This window comes from Streptomyces endocoffeicus (assembly GCF_016741935.1).
GTDB classification, from domain to species: domain Bacteria; phylum Actinomycetota; class Actinomycetes; order Streptomycetales; family Streptomycetaceae; genus Streptomyces; species Streptomyces endocoffeicus.
The window spans coordinates 389,150-406,713 of record NZ_JAERRG010000009.1 but is presented as its reverse complement, the minus strand read 5'-3'; the positions used below and the strand labels follow the sequence as shown (position 1 = coordinate 406,713).

Annotated in this window: 30 protein-coding genes; 23 read left to right on the top strand and 7 right to left on the bottom strand. The window is 66.5% G+C overall.

Annotated features, from left to right (window positions below; all coding sequences use genetic code 11):
- Window positions 1-262 (top strand): DUF8825 domain-containing protein (locus tag JK364_RS55490; protein WP_504941836.1); only part of this gene is annotated, 262 nt, incomplete at its 5' end.
- Window positions 263-285: 23 nt separating this feature from the next.
- On the opposite strand, the gene JK364_RS24355 is transcribed toward JK364_RS55490, so the two are convergent.
- Both JK364_RS24355 and JK364_RS24350 read right to left on the bottom strand, forming a co-directional pair.
- Window positions 286-1,455, bottom strand: a complete 1,170-nt coding sequence (locus tag JK364_RS24355) for a hypothetical protein (protein WP_201853294.1) — start codon at window positions 1,453-1,455, stop codon at window positions 286-288.
- Window positions 1,452-1,859: a hypothetical protein gene (locus JK364_RS24350; RefSeq protein WP_201853293.1), complete on the bottom strand. Its 408-nt coding sequence runs from the start codon at window positions 1,857-1,859 to the stop codon at window positions 1,452-1,454. The genes JK364_RS24355 and JK364_RS24350 overlap by 4 nt, the downstream gene beginning before the upstream one ends.
- 328 nt (window positions 1,860-2,187) lie before the next feature.
- Here JK364_RS24350 and JK364_RS24345 point away from each other — a divergent pair, with 328 nt between their 5' ends.
- Entirely contained in the window at window positions 2,188-2,664 is a 477-nt protein-coding gene (locus tag JK364_RS24345) for a hypothetical protein (protein WP_201853292.1), read from the top strand.
- A 46-nt stretch (window positions 2,665-2,710) separates the two neighbouring features.
- On the opposite strand, the gene JK364_RS24340 is transcribed toward JK364_RS24345, so the two are convergent.
- A complete protein-coding gene (locus tag JK364_RS24340) occupies window positions 2,711-3,412 on the bottom strand; it encodes a hypothetical protein (RefSeq protein WP_307841373.1) in 702 nt (233 codons plus the stop codon).
- Between the two features lie 448 nt (window positions 3,413-3,860).
- On the opposite strand from JK364_RS24340, the gene JK364_RS24335 reads away from it, so the two are divergent.
- The 16 genes from JK364_RS24335 to JK364_RS24260 all read left to right on the top strand — a co-directional run bounded on the left by JK364_RS24335 (window position 3,861) and on the right by JK364_RS24260 (window position 12,175).
- Window positions 3,861-4,040: a hypothetical protein gene (locus JK364_RS24335; protein WP_201853290.1), complete on the top strand. Its 180-nt coding sequence runs from the start codon at window positions 3,861-3,863 to the stop codon at window positions 4,038-4,040.
- A gap of 71 nt (window positions 4,041-4,111) precedes the next feature.
- Window positions 4,112-4,528, top strand: coding sequence for a homing endonuclease associated repeat-containing protein (locus tag JK364_RS24330; RefSeq protein ID WP_201853289.1), 417 nt, complete (start codon window positions 4,112-4,114; stop codon window positions 4,526-4,528).
- A gap of 125 nt (window positions 4,529-4,653) precedes the next feature.
- The gene (locus JK364_RS24325; protein ID WP_201853288.1) at window positions 4,654-5,205 is read left to right on the top strand and encodes a hypothetical protein; all 552 of its coding nucleotides are present in this window, start codon (window positions 4,654-4,656) and stop codon (window positions 5,203-5,205) included.
- A 347-nt stretch (window positions 5,206-5,552) separates the two neighbouring features.
- Window positions 5,553-5,972 carry a hypothetical protein gene (locus JK364_RS24320; protein ID WP_201853287.1) on the top strand — a complete coding sequence of 140 codons (420 nt, stop codon included), beginning with the start codon at window positions 5,553-5,555 and terminating at the stop codon, window positions 5,970-5,972.
- Between the two features lie 231 nt (window positions 5,973-6,203).
- Window positions 6,204-6,665, top strand: coding sequence for a hypothetical protein (locus tag JK364_RS24315; RefSeq protein WP_201853286.1), 462 nt, complete (start codon window positions 6,204-6,206; stop codon window positions 6,663-6,665).
- Window positions 6,666-6,730: 65 nt separating this feature from the next.
- Entirely contained in the window at window positions 6,731-7,363 is a 633-nt protein-coding gene (locus JK364_RS24310) for a hypothetical protein (RefSeq protein ID WP_201853285.1), read from the top strand.
- Window positions 7,364-7,377: 14 nt separating this feature from the next.
- Window positions 7,378-7,548 (top strand): hypothetical protein, encoded by a 171-nt coding sequence (locus tag JK364_RS24305; protein ID WP_201853284.1) that lies wholly within the window; start codon window positions 7,378-7,380, stop codon window positions 7,546-7,548.
- Between the two features lie 50 nt (window positions 7,549-7,598).
- The gene (locus JK364_RS24300; protein ID WP_201853283.1) at window positions 7,599-7,841 is read left to right on the top strand and encodes a hypothetical protein; all 243 of its coding nucleotides are present in this window, start codon (window positions 7,599-7,601) and stop codon (window positions 7,839-7,841) included.
- A 244-nt stretch (window positions 7,842-8,085) separates the two neighbouring features.
- Window positions 8,086-8,436, top strand: coding sequence for a hypothetical protein (locus tag JK364_RS24295; RefSeq protein WP_201853282.1), 351 nt, complete (start codon window positions 8,086-8,088; stop codon window positions 8,434-8,436).
- Complete coding sequence (locus JK364_RS24290; protein ID WP_201853281.1) at window positions 8,436-8,636, top strand: hypothetical protein; 201 nt, start codon at window positions 8,436-8,438, stop codon at window positions 8,634-8,636. Before JK364_RS24295 ends, JK364_RS24290 begins: the two co-directional genes overlap by 1 nt.
- 265 nt (window positions 8,637-8,901) lie before the next feature.
- Window positions 8,902-9,438: a hypothetical protein gene (locus tag JK364_RS24285; RefSeq protein WP_201853280.1), complete on the top strand. Its 537-nt coding sequence runs from the start codon at window positions 8,902-8,904 to the stop codon at window positions 9,436-9,438.
- Window positions 9,435-9,887, top strand: coding sequence for a hypothetical protein (locus JK364_RS24280; RefSeq protein ID WP_201853279.1), 453 nt, complete (start codon window positions 9,435-9,437; stop codon window positions 9,885-9,887). The genes JK364_RS24285 and JK364_RS24280 overlap by 4 nt, the downstream gene beginning before the upstream one ends.
- Window positions 9,888-9,984: 97 nt before the next feature.
- Window positions 9,985-10,293 carry a hypothetical protein gene (locus JK364_RS24275; protein WP_201853278.1) on the top strand — a complete coding sequence of 103 codons (309 nt, stop codon included), beginning with the start codon at window positions 9,985-9,987 and terminating at the stop codon, window positions 10,291-10,293.
- Between the two features lie 55 nt (window positions 10,294-10,348).
- The gene (locus JK364_RS24270; protein ID WP_201853277.1) at window positions 10,349-10,834 is read left to right on the top strand and encodes a hypothetical protein; all 486 of its coding nucleotides are present in this window, start codon (window positions 10,349-10,351) and stop codon (window positions 10,832-10,834) included.
- A 118-nt stretch (window positions 10,835-10,952) separates the two neighbouring features.
- A complete protein-coding gene (locus JK364_RS24265; protein WP_201853276.1) occupies window positions 10,953-11,663 on the top strand; it encodes a hypothetical protein in 711 nt (236 codons plus the stop codon).
- 38 nt (window positions 11,664-11,701) lie between these two features.
- Window positions 11,702-12,175: a hypothetical protein gene (locus JK364_RS24260; RefSeq protein ID WP_201853275.1), complete on the top strand. Its 474-nt coding sequence runs from the start codon at window positions 11,702-11,704 to the stop codon at window positions 12,173-12,175.
- Here JK364_RS24260 and JK364_RS55485 read toward each other — a convergent pair.
- Window positions 12,136-12,453: a hypothetical protein gene (locus JK364_RS55485; protein ID WP_230992397.1), complete on the bottom strand. Its 318-nt coding sequence runs from the start codon at window positions 12,451-12,453 to the stop codon at window positions 12,136-12,138. The two genes, JK364_RS24260 and JK364_RS55485, sit on opposite strands and share 40 nt — an antisense overlap.
- A gap of 262 nt (window positions 12,454-12,715) precedes the next feature.
- On the opposite strand from JK364_RS55485, the gene JK364_RS24255 reads away from it, so the two are divergent.
- Window positions 12,716-13,117 carry a hypothetical protein gene (locus JK364_RS24255; protein WP_201853274.1) on the top strand — a complete coding sequence of 134 codons (402 nt, stop codon included), beginning with the start codon at window positions 12,716-12,718 and terminating at the stop codon, window positions 13,115-13,117.
- Entirely contained in the window at window positions 13,117-13,308 is a 192-nt protein-coding gene (locus JK364_RS24250; protein ID WP_201853273.1) for a hypothetical protein, read from the top strand. Before JK364_RS24255 ends, JK364_RS24250 begins: the two co-directional genes overlap by 1 nt.
- A gap of 105 nt (window positions 13,309-13,413) precedes the next feature.
- Here JK364_RS24250 and JK364_RS24245 read toward each other — a convergent pair whose 3' ends face one another.
- The 3 genes from JK364_RS24245 to JK364_RS24235 form a co-directional block, all read right to left on the bottom strand.
- A complete protein-coding gene (locus JK364_RS24245) occupies window positions 13,414-13,617 on the bottom strand; it encodes a hypothetical protein (RefSeq protein WP_201853272.1) in 204 nt (67 codons plus the stop codon).
- Between the two features lie 329 nt (window positions 13,618-13,946).
- Window positions 13,947-14,405, bottom strand: coding sequence for a hypothetical protein (locus JK364_RS24240; RefSeq protein WP_201853271.1), 459 nt, complete (start codon window positions 14,403-14,405; stop codon window positions 13,947-13,949).
- On the bottom strand, window positions 14,402-15,151 hold the full coding sequence (locus JK364_RS24235; RefSeq protein ID WP_201853270.1) for a hypothetical protein: 750 nt from the start codon (window positions 15,149-15,151) through the stop codon (window positions 14,402-14,404). Before JK364_RS24235 ends, JK364_RS24240 begins: the two co-directional genes overlap by 4 nt.
- Before the next feature lie 107 nt (window positions 15,152-15,258).
- Between JK364_RS24235 and JK364_RS58110 the strand changes: the two genes are divergently transcribed.
- The 3 genes from JK364_RS58110 to JK364_RS24220 all read left to right on the top strand — a co-directional run bounded on the left by JK364_RS58110 (window position 15,259) and on the right by JK364_RS24220 (window position 17,364).
- The gene (locus tag JK364_RS58110; RefSeq protein ID WP_201853320.1) at window positions 15,259-15,585 is read left to right on the top strand and encodes a transposase; all 327 of its coding nucleotides are present in this window, start codon (window positions 15,259-15,261) and stop codon (window positions 15,583-15,585) included.
- On the top strand, window positions 15,582-16,508 hold the full coding sequence (locus tag JK364_RS24225) for a hypothetical protein (protein WP_201853269.1): 927 nt from the start codon (window positions 15,582-15,584) through the stop codon (window positions 16,506-16,508). The genes JK364_RS58110 and JK364_RS24225 overlap by 4 nt, the downstream gene beginning before the upstream one ends.
- 316 nt (window positions 16,509-16,824) lie before the next feature.
- Window positions 16,825-17,364 carry a GGDEF domain-containing protein gene (locus JK364_RS24220; RefSeq protein ID WP_201853268.1) on the top strand — a complete coding sequence of 180 codons (540 nt, stop codon included), beginning with the start codon at window positions 16,825-16,827 and terminating at the stop codon, window positions 17,362-17,364.
- Window positions 17,365-17,564 lie beyond the last annotated feature (200 nt).

The following is a 17,564-nucleotide window of genomic DNA, read 5'->3' as shown; positions in this document are numbered from 1 at the left end:
ATATCCCGACGCGGCAAAGGCGAAGTACGACTATCCCGACGATCTCCTCAACGCGCAGCGCGACCTCCACGCGGTGCGCGCCGACCTTGCGTCTCTGTTCAAGAAGCTGCCCTACAGCGTGGAGCCGATGGAGGCCTGGGGCACGCCCGGAGGGCTACTGGTCCGCACACCGCGGAGTGCAGTACGGCCGAGGTACACCGGATCCTGGGCGCGGAGGCCCAGGCCCTGGCCGCACGTCTTGCAGCGCTGCCGGGCGGGTTAAGAGCTTCTCCTTGCTTGTCGTGGTCATCGAATCGGCCGTCCTTCCCGCTCGCGTTCAAGCGTCAGCTGCTTCCTGGTCGCCTCCCGGGCCTTGTCCCGGAGGTAGATCGCCTCCTTGTGCGTGATCGGCGCGTCGTGGAGGTTGTGCGAGCCCCGCAGGAAGTTCTCCGTACGGTCGGCGATGGAGTACGCCAGCGCCTGCTCGACCACCGCGCTGGTCTGGCGCACCTCGCCCAACTCGTCGCGCAGCTTGTGCAGCAACCCGTCCCGCTCGCGTTCAGCGGCCTCGATGTTCGCCAGGCGTGCCACCACGCTGCCCAGCAGCGGGTCGCGGGAGCGGAACAGCTCGACGGCGCGCTCGGTGGCAGGATCGGCATCAAGATGCAGGTCGAGCTGCGCCAGCAGGAACGCCGTCACCAGCGTGCCCTGGCTCAGCCGCTGGCTGAACTCCCGAGCAGTGCTGTCGCTCACGCCCAGCTCACGGACTGCGGCGGCTCGCAGCTGCTCCCGCAGTGCGTTCATGATGCTCTCGGGCAGCGCCTTGATGTGCGGCTGGCTCTGCACGCCGGCGAGCCGGAAGCCCGACTGGGGGAGCGTGGCGGTCTCGGCTGTACTGCCCGATCCACCCTTCGATGCCGCGCTCTGCACGGCGTCCTGATGGTCGGTGAGCTGCAGCGAGCCGGGCGTTACGTGCTCGGGTTCATCCGGTGCGGCGGCGACGTCATGAGCGGCGACTTCGGCTGTAGCGGCGTCCTCGACGTCCGGCTGTGCCCCGGGAGCCGGAACAGTATCGGCTGCAGGGCCCGCCGGCGCACCGCCCGGGAGCACCCCGGTAGTTCCTCCCTGTCCACCGCCGTCACCACTACGCTGGTTGGATCCGCCGGACCGCTCGGAGTCGCCGGCGTCGGGCTCGTAGTCCGGCTCCAGGTCCAGGCGGTCCTCTTCTGCGTCCTCATCGAGATCAGCCTGCAGACTTCCAACCTCGGGTTGAGAGTCGACGTCGCCGGCCTCATCAAGCTGCGTCTCCCGCTCGGGTGTTGCCACCTCAGGCTCAGGCTGTGCCGCCTGGGCCTGGACGCGCCTCAGCTCCTCGCTCCCGCCGCGCCGGTAGGCATCGAGGAAGGACGTGTCCACCTCCATCACCTCGGCGGTGGGTGTGGCCGCTTCCAGCAGCTCGGCGAAGTCCCGGCTCATCCGAGCTCACTGTCCTCGTCGAGCAGGTAGTTGCTGTCGCCGCGGGTGAGCCCGATGAGGGAGTCGAAGCCTGTGGTGACGACGCGTTCGAGGTTCGCCGAATTCTTCGCCAGCGTCGCGAGCTGGTCGACAAGCTCGTTGAGTCGCGCGATCTCCAGGGTCGGCAGGTCGTAGTCGAGGTTCTCACGCCGGATCTTCTCGACCACCGCCTCGGCCACGTACTCGTTCACCGAGGAGAACCCGCGCTTGCCAGCCCAGTACTCCGCGCGCTGCTTGTCGTCCGGATCCAGCCGGACAAACATGCCCTGGCGGCCACTACTGCTGCTCTGCGTCGCACCCGGCGGCTTCTTCTTCGTGCCGCGCACGGGCTGCGTCGTCTTCTCCAACTCCTGTGTGACGGTCATGCGCGACCTCTCCTCGGCTTGTTCAACTGATCTATAAAGCCATCTTACCAATGCGGCCATATAAGCCATCTGGGCTCTTTGTGTTTCGGTTCGAATGCCAGTAGAGTCACAGCCGCGCCCAGTCAGTCCCCCTCTGACGGCGCATCACCGCAGTGGGTGGCCCTACTAGATTCCCTTCCCCTCGGGCGGGGCCATCCGCTGCGGCCCACATCCACCGTGGTGCGGCGGCGAGAAGACAAAAGGCCTGGTGCAATGTCACACCAGGTCTTTTGTCGTCGTGCGCCCATATTGGGCACATGACGGAACGGCCCTGTCCAAAGGAGTACCCGTGAGATGTCGGCTGTTCACCCACTGGTCTGTCGGTCTGGACTCATGGATCAACGCCACCGGATACGAACCGGACCGCGCACCGTGGGAGTTCACCGCATACCTGTCGTGCGTGTGGGAGTCCATCCCGGGCGTCGAGGAATGTGAGATGTGGTTCTACTCGGTGCACACCGGGCCGGCCCGGATCGTCGATGGCCGGATCGTGGCCCGGATGCATTGGAGCGTGGACGTTCCCACCGAGGCGTGGCGGGCGTGGCGTGCCGAGTACGACCGCGGCCGGCCCGTTCTTCCCGGGGGCCGGCGAGACGCCCTGCGGTACCTCGCCGGCGAGCTGTACATGTCCGGCTCGATTGCCCCGACGGACGCTGTCATGACCGTGACCCGGGCCCGCGAGGGACGCAGACCGGCATGGCGGACGATCACTGACCCCATCCGTGTGTACCGACCCGAGGACCGCATCCCCGCTGGCCGCCGGTAGCTGTCTCCAGCCACCGCCACACCCGGTGGTCGTGTCGGGCTTCCGCTCAGGAACCAGGCGCGGGAGTCGACGTTGCATTCGTCGTGCAGTCGATAAGCCCCTGGGTGAACCTCGGCGATTGCCAAATCGCCTTGTCCTTGTCGTTCGGCAGATGCTCGACGATCGATCCGGCTCCGAGGGGTGCGCCGCCGGCGAAGAAGTGCAGCGCCTCCTGGCTGAAGCCGGCGTTGTACACCAGGGTCGACATGCACTGGCCGGCCGTCGCGTAGGCCTTCTTCTGGCCCTCGTCCCGGGCATAGGAGGAGAACATCGAGACCAGGCCTTTGGTGAGCTCGATGGACGAGTTGACCGGCTGATCCCCGCGGACCGGATAGACCGGCTTCAGGTTCAGCTTGGCAGCTACAGGCTTCGCGGCTGCCTTCGGCGGCACGTAGCTCTGAGTCTCGGGGCTGCTGCCGTTCGGAAGTACAGCCTTGTCGACGCACACGTCGAAGTCCTCGCGCAGCGACCGGGAGGCCAAAAGCGCAGCGTCGTCTTTGCTCACCTCGTCCAGGCCGTCAATGACCGAACCGGTGTCGTCGCTGCCGGTCTTGACCAGATAGGCCAGCGCCTGTTCCGACATGCCGGCCTTCCGCACGGCGGCGGCCAAGCAGGCCCCGCCGTCCTTGCTGGAACTCTCAGTGTCCTCGAGGACGAGCTTGTCCAGCGCCTCGCCGAGGGCCATATCGGTGACCTTGACGGTGCTCACGGTCGGATTCGGCGCAGACGGCGCCTGGGTTGTGCTGCCATCGCCACTGGAGCATCCGGCGAGCAGAACGCCCGCGACCACAGCGAGCGCTGCGGCCGCGGGCGCAGCCTTCCTCGTCCTCCACGTCTTCATTGCTTCTCACCTCGCCTCTCCTGTCGCCGACCAGTCCGATTGAATCGACTGGCCTTCGAGGGTATCTTATTCGAATGCTTATCGAGTGGCAGTCTGCGATGAGTCAGAATGCCGCGAGGTAAGGGGGTGCAGAGGGCGCGCCGAGTGGGGCTCGGGCGCGCAGGGTGCCTGCGGGTCTGTCTGGCGCTTGGGGATCAACGGAGTTGATCCGGAGGGCTCTGCGACACGTCGTGCGCGTGTCGGCTGCGGGTGGCCCCCTGCCGGGCGGCTGTTCGTGGGCTTCTCATCTCATCCCGTGAAGGACCGCTCGCCATGATTGCTCTTGCTCCTGCCCGCCACCACCGACGCCGATCCGGCGACGCTCACGCTGCGCGTGAGCGATGACCAGAAGGCCTGGCACCCGATCGACTTCGACGGCGAGTTCCCCAGGACCTTCAACGAGGTGTTCGCGTCCATCGCCCGCGACCGGCAGCTGGTGCAAGTGCAGACGCTCTGACGTGCATCCGGCTTTCAGAACGAGAGGTAGGACCGACCATGACTCTGTCTGCTGTGCACGTCCCTGCGCCCATGAAGGCCGGGCCGGTCGTCTACACCGACCAGCAGCTCCTGCACGTGCTCATCCACCTGGCGCAGGGAGAGGACACCCTGGGACGTCGCACCTTCGAGCAGCGCCGCAGGGGTACCGATCCATCAGCTCGGCTTTACGAGCGCCGCTTCGGCAGCTGGAACCGTGCGTTGGAGCTCGCGGGTCTCGCCGTGACCGAACAGCCCCAGCAGCTCCAGACTGCGACGACGAAGTGGACCCAGGAGCAGCTCATTGCCGCGATCCGGCAGTGCCTGAGGGAGACGGGATCCACGACGCTAGCGGCCTATGAGGCCTGGCGCACTATACCTGCGGATCTGAAGGGTGATGTCCCGCCGGCCACCACCATCCGCTTCCGTATGGGCAGTTGGTCGCGGGCCACAGAGCTGGCTTGCGGCTGAAATCCATCGGTATCTGCGACACCGTTCGATCCCCGAACGGGGTGATGAACCGGAAGGATTTGGAAAGGGGAACTGTTGTGTCAACCGAAAAGCGACCTCTCACGGGTCTCCGTGTACGAGTCTATGTGAAGGGTGAGACCGTGTATGGGTTTGCCAGGGTCCGCTACAGCAATGGCCACAAGCATGCTGGCCACTACGAGGTGGAGCGTGTCTCGGCTCCCCCGATTCTGGTTCCGTTCGGGGATGCCGAACCGGGGCCGAACGCCGATCAGATTCCGCCTGGGGTGGAATTTCCGGATCGTCGTGTGTCCTATCGCCCGCTGTTTGCTGAGCCGGGAGTCAAAGAGACATCCGCCAGGGTCTCTGGTGCAAACGTTATCTTCCCCGGAAACATGGAAAGGCTCCAGGAACTGATCGCGCTTGTCCAATCGGGCTGGACCGTGCACTGGACCAGTCACGAGGCCAACGAGTTCCGGGGGCAACTGAGCGTTGCTGAAGTCAGTGTATCCGAAGTGAGGATGAATCCGACCAAGGCAGCGCCGAGCCGGTACACATGGCCGCTGGCAGGTGACGATTTCACCATCGAGGGTACCGCCATCACCAAGTACAAGGCTGACCATGCGTACACCGGCGGTCGAGCGTCCACACTGACGCTGCGGTTCGAAGCGCCGCGCTAACAAACTGCCCTGGATCAAAGGGTTCTATTCGAAAGTGCAGCGGACGTGTGAGCCGCCGAGGTAACCGCGGACGACATGCGGCTGGCGTTGGCGGCGGTGGAAGAACCTGCATCACAAGAACCGCGGAATCCGTCCCGCCCCCCGACCGGTACACATCACCCGGAGTGACCGGGAACTCAAAATGCAAGGCTTCCGCAACGCCGAGAACCAACAACTACGGACACGCTGTGTCACCACCCGCTGAGTCCGCGGACACCCCCGAACTACTCAACTTTGAAAACCCGTCTTTTTGCGCTGTGCGCTGTCCGGCCCTGCGTAAATCCCACCACGACCGAGCAGAGGACCCCATGACCGTCATCGCCGCACCGATCATCCTCCTGACCGACGGCGCGTCGGCCGAGATAGCCCGTACAGGCACCGCGCCCGAACTGCTCGGCGTCGCCGCGCAGTTGCCCGAGCTGGAGTGGTGCCCCTTCTGCTCCTACGACGAGACCAGCGAGCCGGGCCTGCCCCGCGACATCGTCACATGCACCGTCGAACCCGCCCTGCCGCCCGAGGACTGGGACCCGGGCTGGGGCCAGGGCCCGCTGTACGAGGTCACCTACCTCTCCTGTGGCCACACCCTCGCCGAACTCTGCGAGTCGGCGGCTCCACGCGCCACTCACCGAGAGGACCTTCCCCATGTACCCCCTGACGCCATTACAGAGCCTGGCGCTCCTCTTCATCGTGCTGGCCATCGTCGACTGCATCCTCTGGATCGCCCGTGAGATCAGCACCCAGACCCGGACGCCGGCACCGGCCGTGCCGCGCCCGGAGACTGACGGGTCCACACCCATCGTGCGCAACGCGGTCCTCCGGCCGGACGAGCCCTACGACCACGAGAAGCACGGTCTCTGAAGACCAGCATCCCCGACGGGCACGGCCAGTTCCAGGGCCGGTGGAACGCCTTCGCGACCGACTCCCAGAAGGGCTGACGTATGAGCGAGAGGACACCTCACATGACCACGCCCAACCAGGGCTTCCCATCGGAATTCGTCCTGCGCTCCATGGACGTGAACGTGCAGGACTTGGCACGCCTGGTGCCTGAACTCCCCGCCATGGAACTCACAGCCGCGTTCGTGACTCGCACGATCGAGTCGGCGCTGCTGCGCATCCCGCTTCCGGCCGCACTTCTGAGCCACGAGCGCACAGCGCACCGGTATGTCGTTCGCTATGGCGGAGAGACCCTGGTGGCGCTGCGTGAGTTCACGCGGGATGGCTCCGAAGCCTGCCTGGTGGGCGGTGAGTTCGCACTGCCCGGCGAAATTGTCGGTGCCACATTCGAGGATCTGTCCGGCCGGTGGAGAACTCGCATCCTGGAGACTCGCCTGAGCCTGTACGAGGTGGGCCACGTTGCCCCGGACGCCCTGGTGGTCAGCCTGGGGCGGCGGATGAACGGATGGCTGGGGGCGGAAGCATGATTGGCGGAATCGTCGGTTACAGCTACGCGGCCGAGAATTTGTGCCCGAGTTGCACAGTCAAGGCAATGCGAGCAAGCGGCATCACAGTGCAGAGGGGCAAGCCACACGAGGACGCCATCCGGCGTGCGGCCCAGAACCTCGGCATCGACATCGACAACCAGCACTCCTACGACTCCGGCGACTTCCCGATGCCGATCACGGAGCAGCAGTGCCAGACCGAGCTGACCGGGCTGCCGGACGGAGAGCCCGGCGTCATCGCCGACGAGTGCTGCACCGATAACAAGTGCGGCAAGTGGCTGAAGCTCGGGGAGAAGCCCCCGACCGAGGCCGGTCTGACCCGGTGGGTGCGTGACAACTACGAGCTGCCGCAGGCCCTGGCCCGAGAGATCGCCAGGAAGTTGCGCGAGTGGGGCCTGTCGCACCCGGAGTTCATCACGGAGGACAACGTCCGCCAGGCCGCCGCGATGTTCCCGCATGACTACGCCACCGTGCACGCCGAGGGCAACCCGCAGCGCATCGTGCTGATGCCCACGCCGCAGTACGACAACGACCCCTGCTTCTACTGCGAACAGCCCTGGGAGAAGCACACGTTCACCTGCACCACCTGCGGCACCCACGTGCCGGCCGATGCGCCGCAAGGCCACGAGGTCCAGGTCAAGGGTCAGATCAAGTTCCGTGAGGCCAAGCCCACGACATGAGAGGGAAAACACCCATGCCCGCAGTCTCCGAGCCGTACGACGCCAACGGATCGCACAACGTGCTGACCGGCATGCTGGCAGCGCTCCGCACCACTCAAGGCCGAGGCGTGAAGCTGACGCCGGTTCAGAGCGGATTCCTGGAGCACTTCGGTGCGATCGACCAGGCGGCCCGCGAGGGCGGCTGACTCCCGGACGCCTGGCACGCCAAGCCCGGGATGCAGACCGATCACCGCAGATGACGGCTCTCGCGGTCGCCGGTGACCGGGTGATCTCCGAGGAGAGTCGCAACATCCTCAAGGGCAAGGCCGATGCCCTGCGATCGGCGATCGAGGCATGGAAGCAGCTCAAGCGGGAGGGGGACAACCCGCGCGGAATCCGCGAGGAGCTGGAGCGCGTGGCCGACGAGGCGTTCAACCTCGCCAAGCACCTTCAGATCCTCGGAGTGGTGGACGGACTTTGCGAGGGCCGGGAGATCTGAAAGCCCGCCGGTCGATGAGCAGCGGATGCCGTCCTCCCCTATGCGGCACCTGTCGCCCCCAGCCCGGCCTTCGGGCCAGGCCCTGCGGCGAGAAGGTGCGCATCGAGATCTTGGGGTCCTATCGGGGCGACAAGCAGCACTGGGTGTACGAGGGCATCGTGCACAGGCAGTTCATGGACCTTCCCGGCTTTCGGTTCACCGGCCGCTCCCGTGCGCCTACACGCTGACGCTAGCTGGCAGCGCGTTGACCGGCGAGATCCGGGAGCAGGCCCTGGCCTACAGCGATCACTGGCTCAAGCAGCGGCTTTGCCCGCAGGTCGAGGTGATCGACAACACCGAGGGCAGCGGCACCCGGACGGTGTCCTTCCAGTTCCACAACCTGGTGAACGAGTCGGGCTCCCGCCCGTTCGCGACGTGGACGCGCGGCGAGCACTACGTGCGCCTGTGGAGTGTGGAGGGAACGTTCCGCGACGTGATCGGGTGGACACCGCAGCGGCTGGTGTCCTCCGAGTCGGTGCAGGAACTCGCGGGTGTCTGGGGGCCGGTCGGCCTCCGCATTCACCAGAACCGCATCTACCCCAGCGCGGAGGCGTGATGCTCACTGAGAACATCGAGTTCATCGACGCCGCCAACAGCTACACGTCCGGTTTCCTCGTCGTCGGCGTCGCCGACCACGACGAGGTCCACGGATACGTGTGGGAACACCGGCTCGCGGACGGCACCGCAACGTGGGTGGCCCGGCCGAACAGAGGCGACAGCGTTTCCCGCAACCCCGGATTCCAATCCAAGGAATGAGCCGGGCAGTTCCTCTACGACCACGAGTGGCCGCAGTACATCCTCGCGACTGACGGTGGTACCCCGTACGCACCGTGAACGTGGGTGCGGTTCCGGTTCGACCCCGGAACGGGGCACGCAGGTATTCGAATTCAATAGAGGAGGGGAATTGGGGTACAACGAGGCGCAGCGTGCGAACCTGTGTATCGCGTATGCGCGAGAGCGACTTATAGCCGCACGAAACTGCCGCCTGACAAGTAATCCGACCGGCGGATGGCAGTCCGCCATGAGGCACGCCAAAAATTTCCGCGACCGCGCCGTAGAACTGCGGCGCATCGCGAAGTCCAAGGGTCAGGCGGTGCGGCCAGGGAAGTACGCCCACTGCACGAAGTGCGGCGGCGATCTGGTCGTCCCCTCCCACGTCTACGCGGGCGGCTACCCCTGGTGCGACGAGTGCGTGGTCGAGCACGGGGTGGACGGGCTGCGCTGGCCCGGGTTCCCGCTGATCCGTATCCGCCTCAACGAGAACGCCGAGCCCGTCCACCAGGCGTGGCAAGCGTGGGACAAGACCTGGACGCCGATTCCGGGGTTCGCTTCGGCCGGCCGGATCTTCATGGCCAAGCCGTATTCGGAGGGCGGCTACCCTCACGTCATCACCGAGAGGCAGTTCCGGAACTCCTGCGTCGAGGACACCTACGACGGCTACTTTCGCCGTACCTTCAACGTCGAGGGTCCGAACGAAGAGACCGTTCACATCATCACGTGCACCGGCATGAGCACCGGCAAGATCCTGCGAATCTACTGGAAGGAAGCGGAGAAGTGAGCCTGGCTCGAACGGTTGAAGTGGTCTGGCACTACCGGGACCCGCGTGGCGGCCTGGGGCAGGACGAGACCGCGGAGCGCAAGACGGACGTGGTCCTGCTGGAGAAGTACGCCGACGAGCACAACATGTCACTGGACGTGTTCGGCGAGGTCCGTCGCTCCCTGGCCGTGAAGTACTTCGGAGAGAGCCTCAAGGGCAACAACATCTTCGCCGACAGCATCACGAGCGTCTGCAACTGCGAGTCGACCGAGGCGTGCGAGTACACCGAGTTCGACGGCCACCGGTTCAGCCTCAGCGACGGCTCGCGTATCGGCAGAATGACGATCCGCGAGAACGTGCCGAACCCGCACGAGGGCTACCCGAACTCCAAGCTCGGAGTGGAGAACGTCAAGAAGCAGTGGGCCGAGCTGACGCTGGCAGCGATCATCGAGCAGGAGGGGCACCGGTGAGCGACGTGGAGGAGCACCTGGCTACGTGCTCAGGGAGGACGAGGCCTTCGTCCAGGGGAACGGGCGCGTCTTCATCTTCAAGAGGAGCCCCTGACCAATGAAGATCGCCGTTGTCAGCGCGACCGCGCTGCTCACCACGCCGTGGGGCAGCCTCCACCACATGCTGCTTCCCGCACCGAGCGACTTGGCCCAGGATCTCGTGCGGTCCTACCGCCTGATCGGACGACTACAGCAGGCGCACCAGGCAGAAGGAAGCGCAGAAGAATGGCAGTCCTCAATGAGGATCATCACGGACGCAGCCGCAGCACGGGCCAGGACCAGCTCCAGCTATATCGAGAAGATCCGGCAGCTCACTGCCGACAAGACGTACCTGATCGACAACGGGCTCTGTCACGAAGAACAGTAGACCCAAGGACGCCACAACAACTCAGCGGCTCACCGTTCGGCGGGCCGCTTTTGCTATGCCGGAAGGGAGCGAGCAGCAGCCCAAGCTGGGTGACTGGCGCATCTACGTCATACAGGACAACAGCTACAGGACGTCGGTCTTCGACAAGCCCGACGAGTGCAGCGATGTTCCCGAGATTCAGGAGTACACGCTGGACGGCCTTCGGGACGGCTGCCTCGCAGGAGTCGATGCCCTGCTCCAGGCCGCGATCCCGGGCGGCTGGGAGCACATCGGCGGCATCGTGTCCGTGCTCGACTCCGTGTTCGTCGAGAAGATCTACCGCGGTCTCGACGAGATCGACGACAAGCACGTGAAGGCGCTGTGTGAGAAGGCCGCGCCGATGGCCGCCTTCCGCGCGATCAACTGCAAGCCCGACGCTGTGTCTCTCGCGCTGCTGATCTCGACGCGGTCCGGCGAGGAGGGGCTGCCCGGATCCTGGGACGACCCGGCCGTGGCGATGCAGCTCGCCCAGGCCGTGCTCAAGGAGAAGGGCCTGGTATAGGCCGGCTGGGCGATGCTTATAGGCGCACCTTTTACCTCGCCTTTTTGGCGTAACGATTCACTGGCCGATGGCCCCGATTCCGGGACTGTCGGCCCTTTTCATGTCAGAGGAGAAAACGATGTCCGGCTACGAGAAGATGGATTGCGGGCGGCAGCTCCGCGACGGCCACGGCCAGCTCTACACCTGTGACGGCACGATCGAGGTCCGCATCCCGCTGTACTTCGACGTCCGCACCAAGAAGTACGAGCCCCACAAGTTGGCCCTGACCGGCGTCGGCACCCACGGGGACAGCGTGGAGATCGTCGCGAACTGCTCCAACTGCGGCGGCGCCCCGGCCCGCGTCATGTACCCACCGATCTTCCGTGCCGTCGAGGCGATGGCCGAGAAGCCGGAAACCTACATGCGGCGTCCGCGGATCGACGTCATCACCTACGTCGACTCCGACGGCAACCCCGACACCGCCACCTTCATCGACGGCATCCGGACCGACGCACTGCTGCGGCACAACATCCATCACCACACCATCGACGGCGGCCGGTCCGGTGAAGACCATGCCTGGGCCTGCTCGATGTACGAGCACTCCGCCGACCCGCGCTTCCCCGAGCAGGTTCGCGCCGCGTTCGCCGAGGCCCTCCAGGGCAGCAGCCACCACTGCAAGAACCACTGCGACTCCTGCGAGAACTGCGGCGACGCGTACTGCCACTTGATCGCTTCCGCCAACAAACGACGAGAAAGAGGAGATCTTCAAGTGAACGGCAACCTGATCAGCCTCGCCGAGCTCCGCGCCGCCCAGGGCGAGGGCCGCGCCCGAGACGAGGCCGACCGGTGAACCTCCTGGTGACGCGCCGCGCGCTGGACGGGTGCCGCGTGACGCACCCCTTCACGCGCGAGCGCTGCGACAACGGCCCCTACTCACACGACCTGCACTGGGTGTCGCGGCCGGGCAGCGGCTGGTGGAACACAGCCACCGGGCAGTCCACGTCCCCGGCGGGGATGGTCTACGCGAACTACTTCGCGCAGTTCTTTCCGGAGCTGGGTAAGCCGGGCCAGCCACTGGAGCACTTCACCGAGCCGATGGCCCTGCGCAACGAACTCGCCGGGCGGATCACCTACGGCTACGGCACCAGCTATGCCCCCGGTGCCGACCGGCCCACCGTCCGCTACGGCCGGGTGGACCCCGGCGCCTACATGGACGTGTGGGTGCTGGCGACCGTCGACCCCAACCCGCCGTACAACCCGCCGCCCAACCCCGACACCCACCGGCCGCATGAGCGCTGGTCCGTGGTGGGCGACATGCGCTCTCAGCGCTCGCAGTACCTGCCCTTCGGGGTGAAGCGATGAGGCGCGCCCGCCGGTACCCGGTCGACGGCGACCCCGGCCCCATCCCCGCAGAGAAGCCGGTCCCGACCAAGGAACAGCTCCTGGTCATCCTGGACACCGCCCGCCATCACGCCCTCACCCGCGCCCACCTGCTGGTCGCGGCGGCCCGCCTGTACGCCATGGTGTCGCCCGACCAGCGCAGGCACGAGGCCATCACCTGGGACCGCAAGGTGATCGACTACCCGGCCACCGAACGCCTCCTGGACCGGATGGAGATCGACGGGCTCATCGTCGGTCACCAGGCGTGGGAGTGGGCCGAGGTGGGTCACTGCTTCGGCGGTGCGCAGGCGCGGACCACGTACTTCATGACGGCCCGTCGCCGGCAGGCGCTCAAGGAGCGTAACGAACACCACCGCGACGACGCCCTATGGGCGAAGGCGGACGAAGCCGCCGACGGGCTACTGAGGACACTCCACGCCGACCAGTGGGCCCGCTACAGGGACGAGGCGTACGCGGCCCTCCAGAAGGGCGTGCCCACACCTACCGCGAGGAGAACTGACCATGACCGCGACCAACGAACGCCAGACCTTCCGCTACGGCGCGTGGGTCTTCGACATCGACAAGGCCTGGGACATTATCGAGGCGGCCCCGCGCGGGTTCAAGCTAACCAGCGTCGCCGACTGGGTCAGCGCCTACCACCTGGACCTGCTGCGTCCCGACCACGACGGCCAGCCCTGGTGCCCGATCTTCGGACCCGACCAGTCCCACTTCAACGTCGACCACGCGATGCAGACCGACCTCGGCACGCCCGTCATCATCGGGCTCATGGAGTTCGACGGCAAGCCCGCCCAGCTCCTGATCGACGGCACCCACCGAATGTACCGGGCGATGATGACGGGGGCCGACACGCTTCCGGCGTACTTCCTGACCGTCGCCGAGACCGCGCAGATCCGGGAGCGCTGATGAGCCCTATCGAACTGCGCACACTGATCCATACCGCGCTGAACAAGAAGGCTGGCACACAGTACAGCGACATCCTCACCGTCGAACCGATCCCGCCCGTGCCCGGCGAGCCGGTGTGCCTGAGGGTGCAGGCGCCGGACCCGATAGGCGCGATCCGCACCCACCTGATCGAGATCAGCGAGGAGAGCTGAGGCCGCCTGCTTCCGTCGCCCCCGGCCGGGGGAACACGTCGACGTACTCGTCGGCGATGCCGAGCCGGTCGGCCGCCTGTTCCGGTGTCAGCCGGGACACGCCGGTCAGTCCCCCTTGCGTGACGTGTAGTTCTCGACGAACCCGCGCTCGCCGACCGGTTCGTCTGTCCGCTCGCTGGTGCTCATGACGTACACGCCCGCCTCGTCCCCTGCCCGCTCGACGGCGCGCCGAAGCCGCTCGTACGCCGCGGCGTCGAGGGTGCCCTCGGCACGCAGCGCGTCGAGCACGCCGAGGGCGTCGTCTTCCAAGGTGCGGCCGGCGTCGTCAGACGCTTTGAAAACCTTCGCGATCCCTTCGATGTCGACTGGCCGTCGGCGTACATGGCAGTCAGCTCGCCGAGCACGCGCCCCGCGTCGTTGGGCACGAGGTACGGCCGATAGCCGAAGGGGCGCCGTACGCGCGTCTCGCGGTCGTCCTGATGGCTGGTCTGCTCGATCACGGTGTCTCTCCGGTGTTCATCGGCGCTCCCATTCTGCGAGCGAAAGCCTGCCAGAAACCACGGTTGTTCGGGATGTGCCGCGGCGCCCTGCGGGACCTGCCAGGCGGGGTGCCGAGCGGGTCCCGCAGGGGCGGCCGGTCAGTCTTCCCAGTGCATCTCAGGTACTGCGGGCAACCCGGCGTCTTCCCGGCGCTGCATCTCACGTCGCACGGCGTCAGCCGACTCCTCACTGAGTCCGCCGAAGTGCTGTCCAAGCGGCGTGTCGCGGTGCGTGTCCGGCTCGGCCATGTCGTCGATCGTGGCTGCCTCTGCTGCTGCTTCCGCCCAGAGCTTCCCGTTCACGTCCTCGATCACTCGGACATGCATCGCGGCATCGCCGGAACTGCCCAGGGATCCGTACCACTCTCCGTGTTCACGCGTAGCGGCCTTGACGTCTCCGGAGGCGAACGCCCGCTTCACGTACCTCGCATCGCGCACGAATGTGCTTGTCGCCTGATCGAGGCGACTGTCAATCGCCGCGATGGCTGCCCCGCCGGCCTTGTCGATCGTCGCGTGCCGCGTGAATGCCCCGTTGATCGACAGCAGATAAGCAGTCATGACCGCATTGTCGCGTTCCACGGTTGTCGGCGCGGCCCATTATGCGATTTCCAATCTGCCAGGAACCCGCGGTTGTTCGTGACGTATGTCGTCGGCGCGCCCCCACGTCTGCCGCCTGCGGTCACCCATACGACGGCGACCACTGCGGCGGCGGCGAGTAGCCGCACGAGGTTGTCGACGAGGATCTGCAGCGCGAACGCGATCACGGCGAGCCCCGGGGCGGGCGCGTCGATCTTCCACGCGCTGACGGGGTCGGCCCATGCGGCGATGACGACGGGAATCGCGATCAGCGCGCACACGCGGATCAGGTCGCCGAAGTTGAGAATCGCGACGGCCGCGATGTGGCGGGAGGTGAGGCAGGAGGGGCGTCGGATCATGAGGTGCTGCCTCCGTTCGAGGGGCGCAGGGCGTACCGGCCGTAATCGGGTTGGTGTACGGGGGCGGCGCCGACCTACCTGCCGATCGTTGCGGCGTGCGGCGGCGTGCGGCGGCGTGACGGTGGGGTGCAGGCGGGCGATGACGTCGCGGATCGCCTCGGGCCCGATGCCGTTCTCGCCGGACTTGAGCACGATCTCGAAGACGATCTGCTTGCGCGGGGCGCCGCCTGTCTCGCGCAGGTCTTCGACCTCGACGGGCGGCGTGTGACCGAGCCCGCTCGCCTCGAAGATGCCGCGCACCTCGGCGTCGAGGTCGGGGTCGCTGCCGCGGGTAGTAGCGTCGTCGATCTGCTCGTGGCACCGGCGCATCGCGACGTCGGCGTCGGCGGAGGGCGCTGCGGACCGCCCGCCGACACCAGGCCCTGGACGCCGAGATCGGCCCGCTGGTCAAGCAGGCGGCCCCCACGCTGCTGTAGCTGTTCGGCGTCGGCCCGGAGACATCCGGCCAGCGGCTGGCCTCGGCCGGGGACAACCCCGAACACATGTGGTCCGAGGGGGTGTTCACGCACCTCGCCGGGGTCGCGCCGATCCCGGCTTCCTCCGGCCGCACCCACCGTCACCGCCTCAACCGCGACGGTGCCCGGGCTGTCCAAGAAGGACATCATGCGCTGCCTCAAGCGACTCGTCACCCGCGAAGTCCACCGCGCCCTGACCAGCACACCGGCCACGCACATCACTCAAAACGACCTCGCTCCAGCTGCTTGACAGCTCTAGGAGCATCCCGAGAACGGAAAACCCGATGAGCACCAAGCTGTATGACGGGCTGCGGCTGACCGCGCACGCGCCCGACCTCTTCGAACTCACCCGCGTGATCTCCAAGCGCATGCGTGAGGTCTTCCGCAAGCTGGCTGTGCCCGTCATCGCCAAGAACGTCGCCCGCGTCGTCGATGACACCGAGGTGCGCGAACGCGACATGGGCGGCCCCCTGCACAACTACACCGTCTACCGGGCCCGGAAGCTCTGGCTCGACGAGCAGGCCGGGCTCGATGACCGTATGACGTTCCACGACCCGCTGCGTTTCAGCATCATCTTCGGCGAGGTCGACGACGACTACGGCACGCGCCGGCTGGCGTATCCCTTCGCCGGGAACCGCGCGTACACCGACGCGCTCATGGCTCTCGAAGCCGACGGCCGGCCCTTCTTCGTCGACTACCACTACCAGAACCAGGCTGACCGATCGAAGGAGATCCGGAAGGACGAGTGGAAGCGCCGGCGCGACGATTGGAACCGTCTGCTCGACGCCGACGACCGCGAGACGGACGGCACTTCAGGGCATCTCCCCGGCTGGCAGCTCCCGGACAGCATCGAGGGCGTCTTCGACGCGGTGCTGCTCGGGTACAAGGACACCACCATCGATCTGAACACGCACTGCACCATCGAGCACTGCATGCGCCGGGCACTCAACCGGGCAGTGGCCTTCGACCTTGACCTCGACGAGGTCAACGGCATCAGCAGAGTGCTGACCCGCAACAGGCGTATCGAGCGCGCGATCGAGCTCTACCTGGGCACTGCCGACGGAGCAGCGATGCCGCGGCCCGCGCTGTTGCCGAATGCCCGAGACCTCGGCATCGCGATCAGCAAACTGCCGCCGGTCTACGAACCTCCAGCTGGAGCCGTTGCCCGGATCGGCGAGCTCTATCGCGAGCAGACTCTGGTTAGTGACTGATCTGGATCGACGCAGTCGATCCGGGAGTAGATCTGCAGAGGCATCGGCATCCCCTCGCCCACGGGAGCGATCGCTTCGTGGGTTCGAATCCCACCGCTGTGCCGGAGCCCATGAGGTCGGTTGTCTTCCTGCCGCTACGAGCTCAACGCCGGCGCCGCCGCAGTCGCTCACCCCATCGGACAGATCACCTTCTGAACCAGGAGCACGTCATGTTCCGCATCATCCGCACCCGCACCAACCGGCAGCTCAACACCGCACCGCGCCCCCCTTTTGCGGCCGGGTGAATCCCTATTGTCGTGATCACCGGAGACTGCCGATGGATACCCGTGTTCTCACAGTGCTGCTCGCCGTCGGGTGGGCGGTGCACGCAGCTTTTCTTACGCACCGTCTGGGGTTCGCTCGCCGCGACCCTTTGACGAAGCTGCTGACCCGTGACTGGTGGGAGGTCCGTGCCCGGCGGATCATCCGCCGTCATCCCAACGCGGTGGTGGTGATGCTAGACCTCGATGACCTCAAGGTGCTGAACGACACGTTCGGCCACGAGGCTGGGGACACGGCGCTCGTTGCGGTTGCCGAGCGGCTGACCGCTTGGTGCGGTACGGCCGGAGTCGCCGCGCGTGTCGGTGGGGACGAGTTCGTCGCCGTTATCACCGATCCTAACGCCACCTCGGGTCTGCCCGCCCTGACTGCCGTGTTGCAGCAGCCCCTGTCCTACGACGAGCAGACGGTGCCGCTCGCCGCATCGGTGGGCGCCTGCCACGTGGCCGACCTCCCGGCCCGCGCTCTCACCCACGCTTTGAAAGCCGCTGACCTCGCGATGTACAGCGTCAAGGGACACTCACGCCGCAACCGCTGAACAGCGTTCGAGTGTCTCCGCCCGGGGTCTTGCCGCACCCCCGCCCGTGGGCGCGGCAAGACCCCGGCAAAACTCCACCACCTGCCGCGCCTCGGAGGCCGCGCCCGCCAGACGCCCGGCCTGGCTGAACCCCGGACCCTGATGTCTTGAAAGGGGTTCGCTGGCCCCAGAGGAACGGGGTGAGTGCCTCACCTCTCGAA

Coding starts and splice junctions, on each gene's coding strand:
- JK364_RS24355 (WP_201853294.1), bottom strand. CDS start 1,455: ATGAGCCGGGACTTCGCCGAGCTGCTGGAAGCGGCCACACCCACCGCC.
- JK364_RS24350 (WP_201853293.1), bottom strand. CDS start 1,859: ATGACCGTCACACAGGAGTTGGAGAAGACGACGCAGCCCGTGCGCGGC.
- JK364_RS24330 (WP_201853289.1), top strand. CDS start 4,112: ATGAAGGCCGGGCCGGTCGTCTACACCGACCAGCAGCTCCTGCACGTG.
- JK364_RS24320 (WP_201853287.1), top strand. CDS start 5,553: ATGACCGTCATCGCCGCACCGATCATCCTCCTGACCGACGGCGCGTCG.
- JK364_RS24315 (WP_201853286.1), top strand. CDS start 6,204: ATGACCACGCCCAACCAGGGCTTCCCATCGGAATTCGTCCTGCGCTCC.
- JK364_RS24310 (WP_201853285.1), top strand. CDS start 6,731: ATGCGAGCAAGCGGCATCACAGTGCAGAGGGGCAAGCCACACGAGGAC.
- JK364_RS24305 (WP_201853284.1), top strand. CDS start 7,378: ATGCCCGCAGTCTCCGAGCCGTACGACGCCAACGGATCGCACAACGTG.
- JK364_RS24300 (WP_201853283.1), top strand. CDS start 7,599: ATGACGGCTCTCGCGGTCGCCGGTGACCGGGTGATCTCCGAGGAGAGT.
- JK364_RS24290 (WP_201853281.1), top strand. CDS start 8,436: ATGCTCACTGAGAACATCGAGTTCATCGACGCCGCCAACAGCTACACG.
- JK364_RS24285 (WP_201853280.1), top strand. CDS start 8,902: ATGAGGCACGCCAAAAATTTCCGCGACCGCGCCGTAGAACTGCGGCGC.
- JK364_RS24275 (WP_201853278.1), top strand. CDS start 9,985: ATGAAGATCGCCGTTGTCAGCGCGACCGCGCTGCTCACCACGCCGTGG.
- JK364_RS24270 (WP_201853277.1), top strand. CDS start 10,349: ATGCCGGAAGGGAGCGAGCAGCAGCCCAAGCTGGGTGACTGGCGCATC.
- JK364_RS24265 (WP_201853276.1), top strand. CDS start 10,953: ATGTCCGGCTACGAGAAGATGGATTGCGGGCGGCAGCTCCGCGACGGC.
- JK364_RS24255 (WP_201853274.1), top strand. CDS start 12,716: ATGACCGCGACCAACGAACGCCAGACCTTCCGCTACGGCGCGTGGGTC.
- JK364_RS24250 (WP_201853273.1), top strand. CDS start 13,117: ATGAGCCCTATCGAACTGCGCACACTGATCCATACCGCGCTGAACAAG.
- JK364_RS24240 (WP_201853271.1), bottom strand. CDS start 14,405: ATGACTGCTTATCTGCTGTCGATCAACGGGGCATTCACGCGGCACGCG.
- JK364_RS24235 (WP_201853270.1), bottom strand. CDS start 15,151: ATGCGCCGGTGCCACGAGCAGATCGACGACGCTACTACCCGCGGCAGC.
- JK364_RS24225 (WP_201853269.1), top strand. CDS start 15,582: ATGAGCACCAAGCTGTATGACGGGCTGCGGCTGACCGCGCACGCGCCC.
- JK364_RS24220 (WP_201853268.1), top strand. CDS start 16,825: ATGGATACCCGTGTTCTCACAGTGCTGCTCGCCGTCGGGTGGGCGGTG.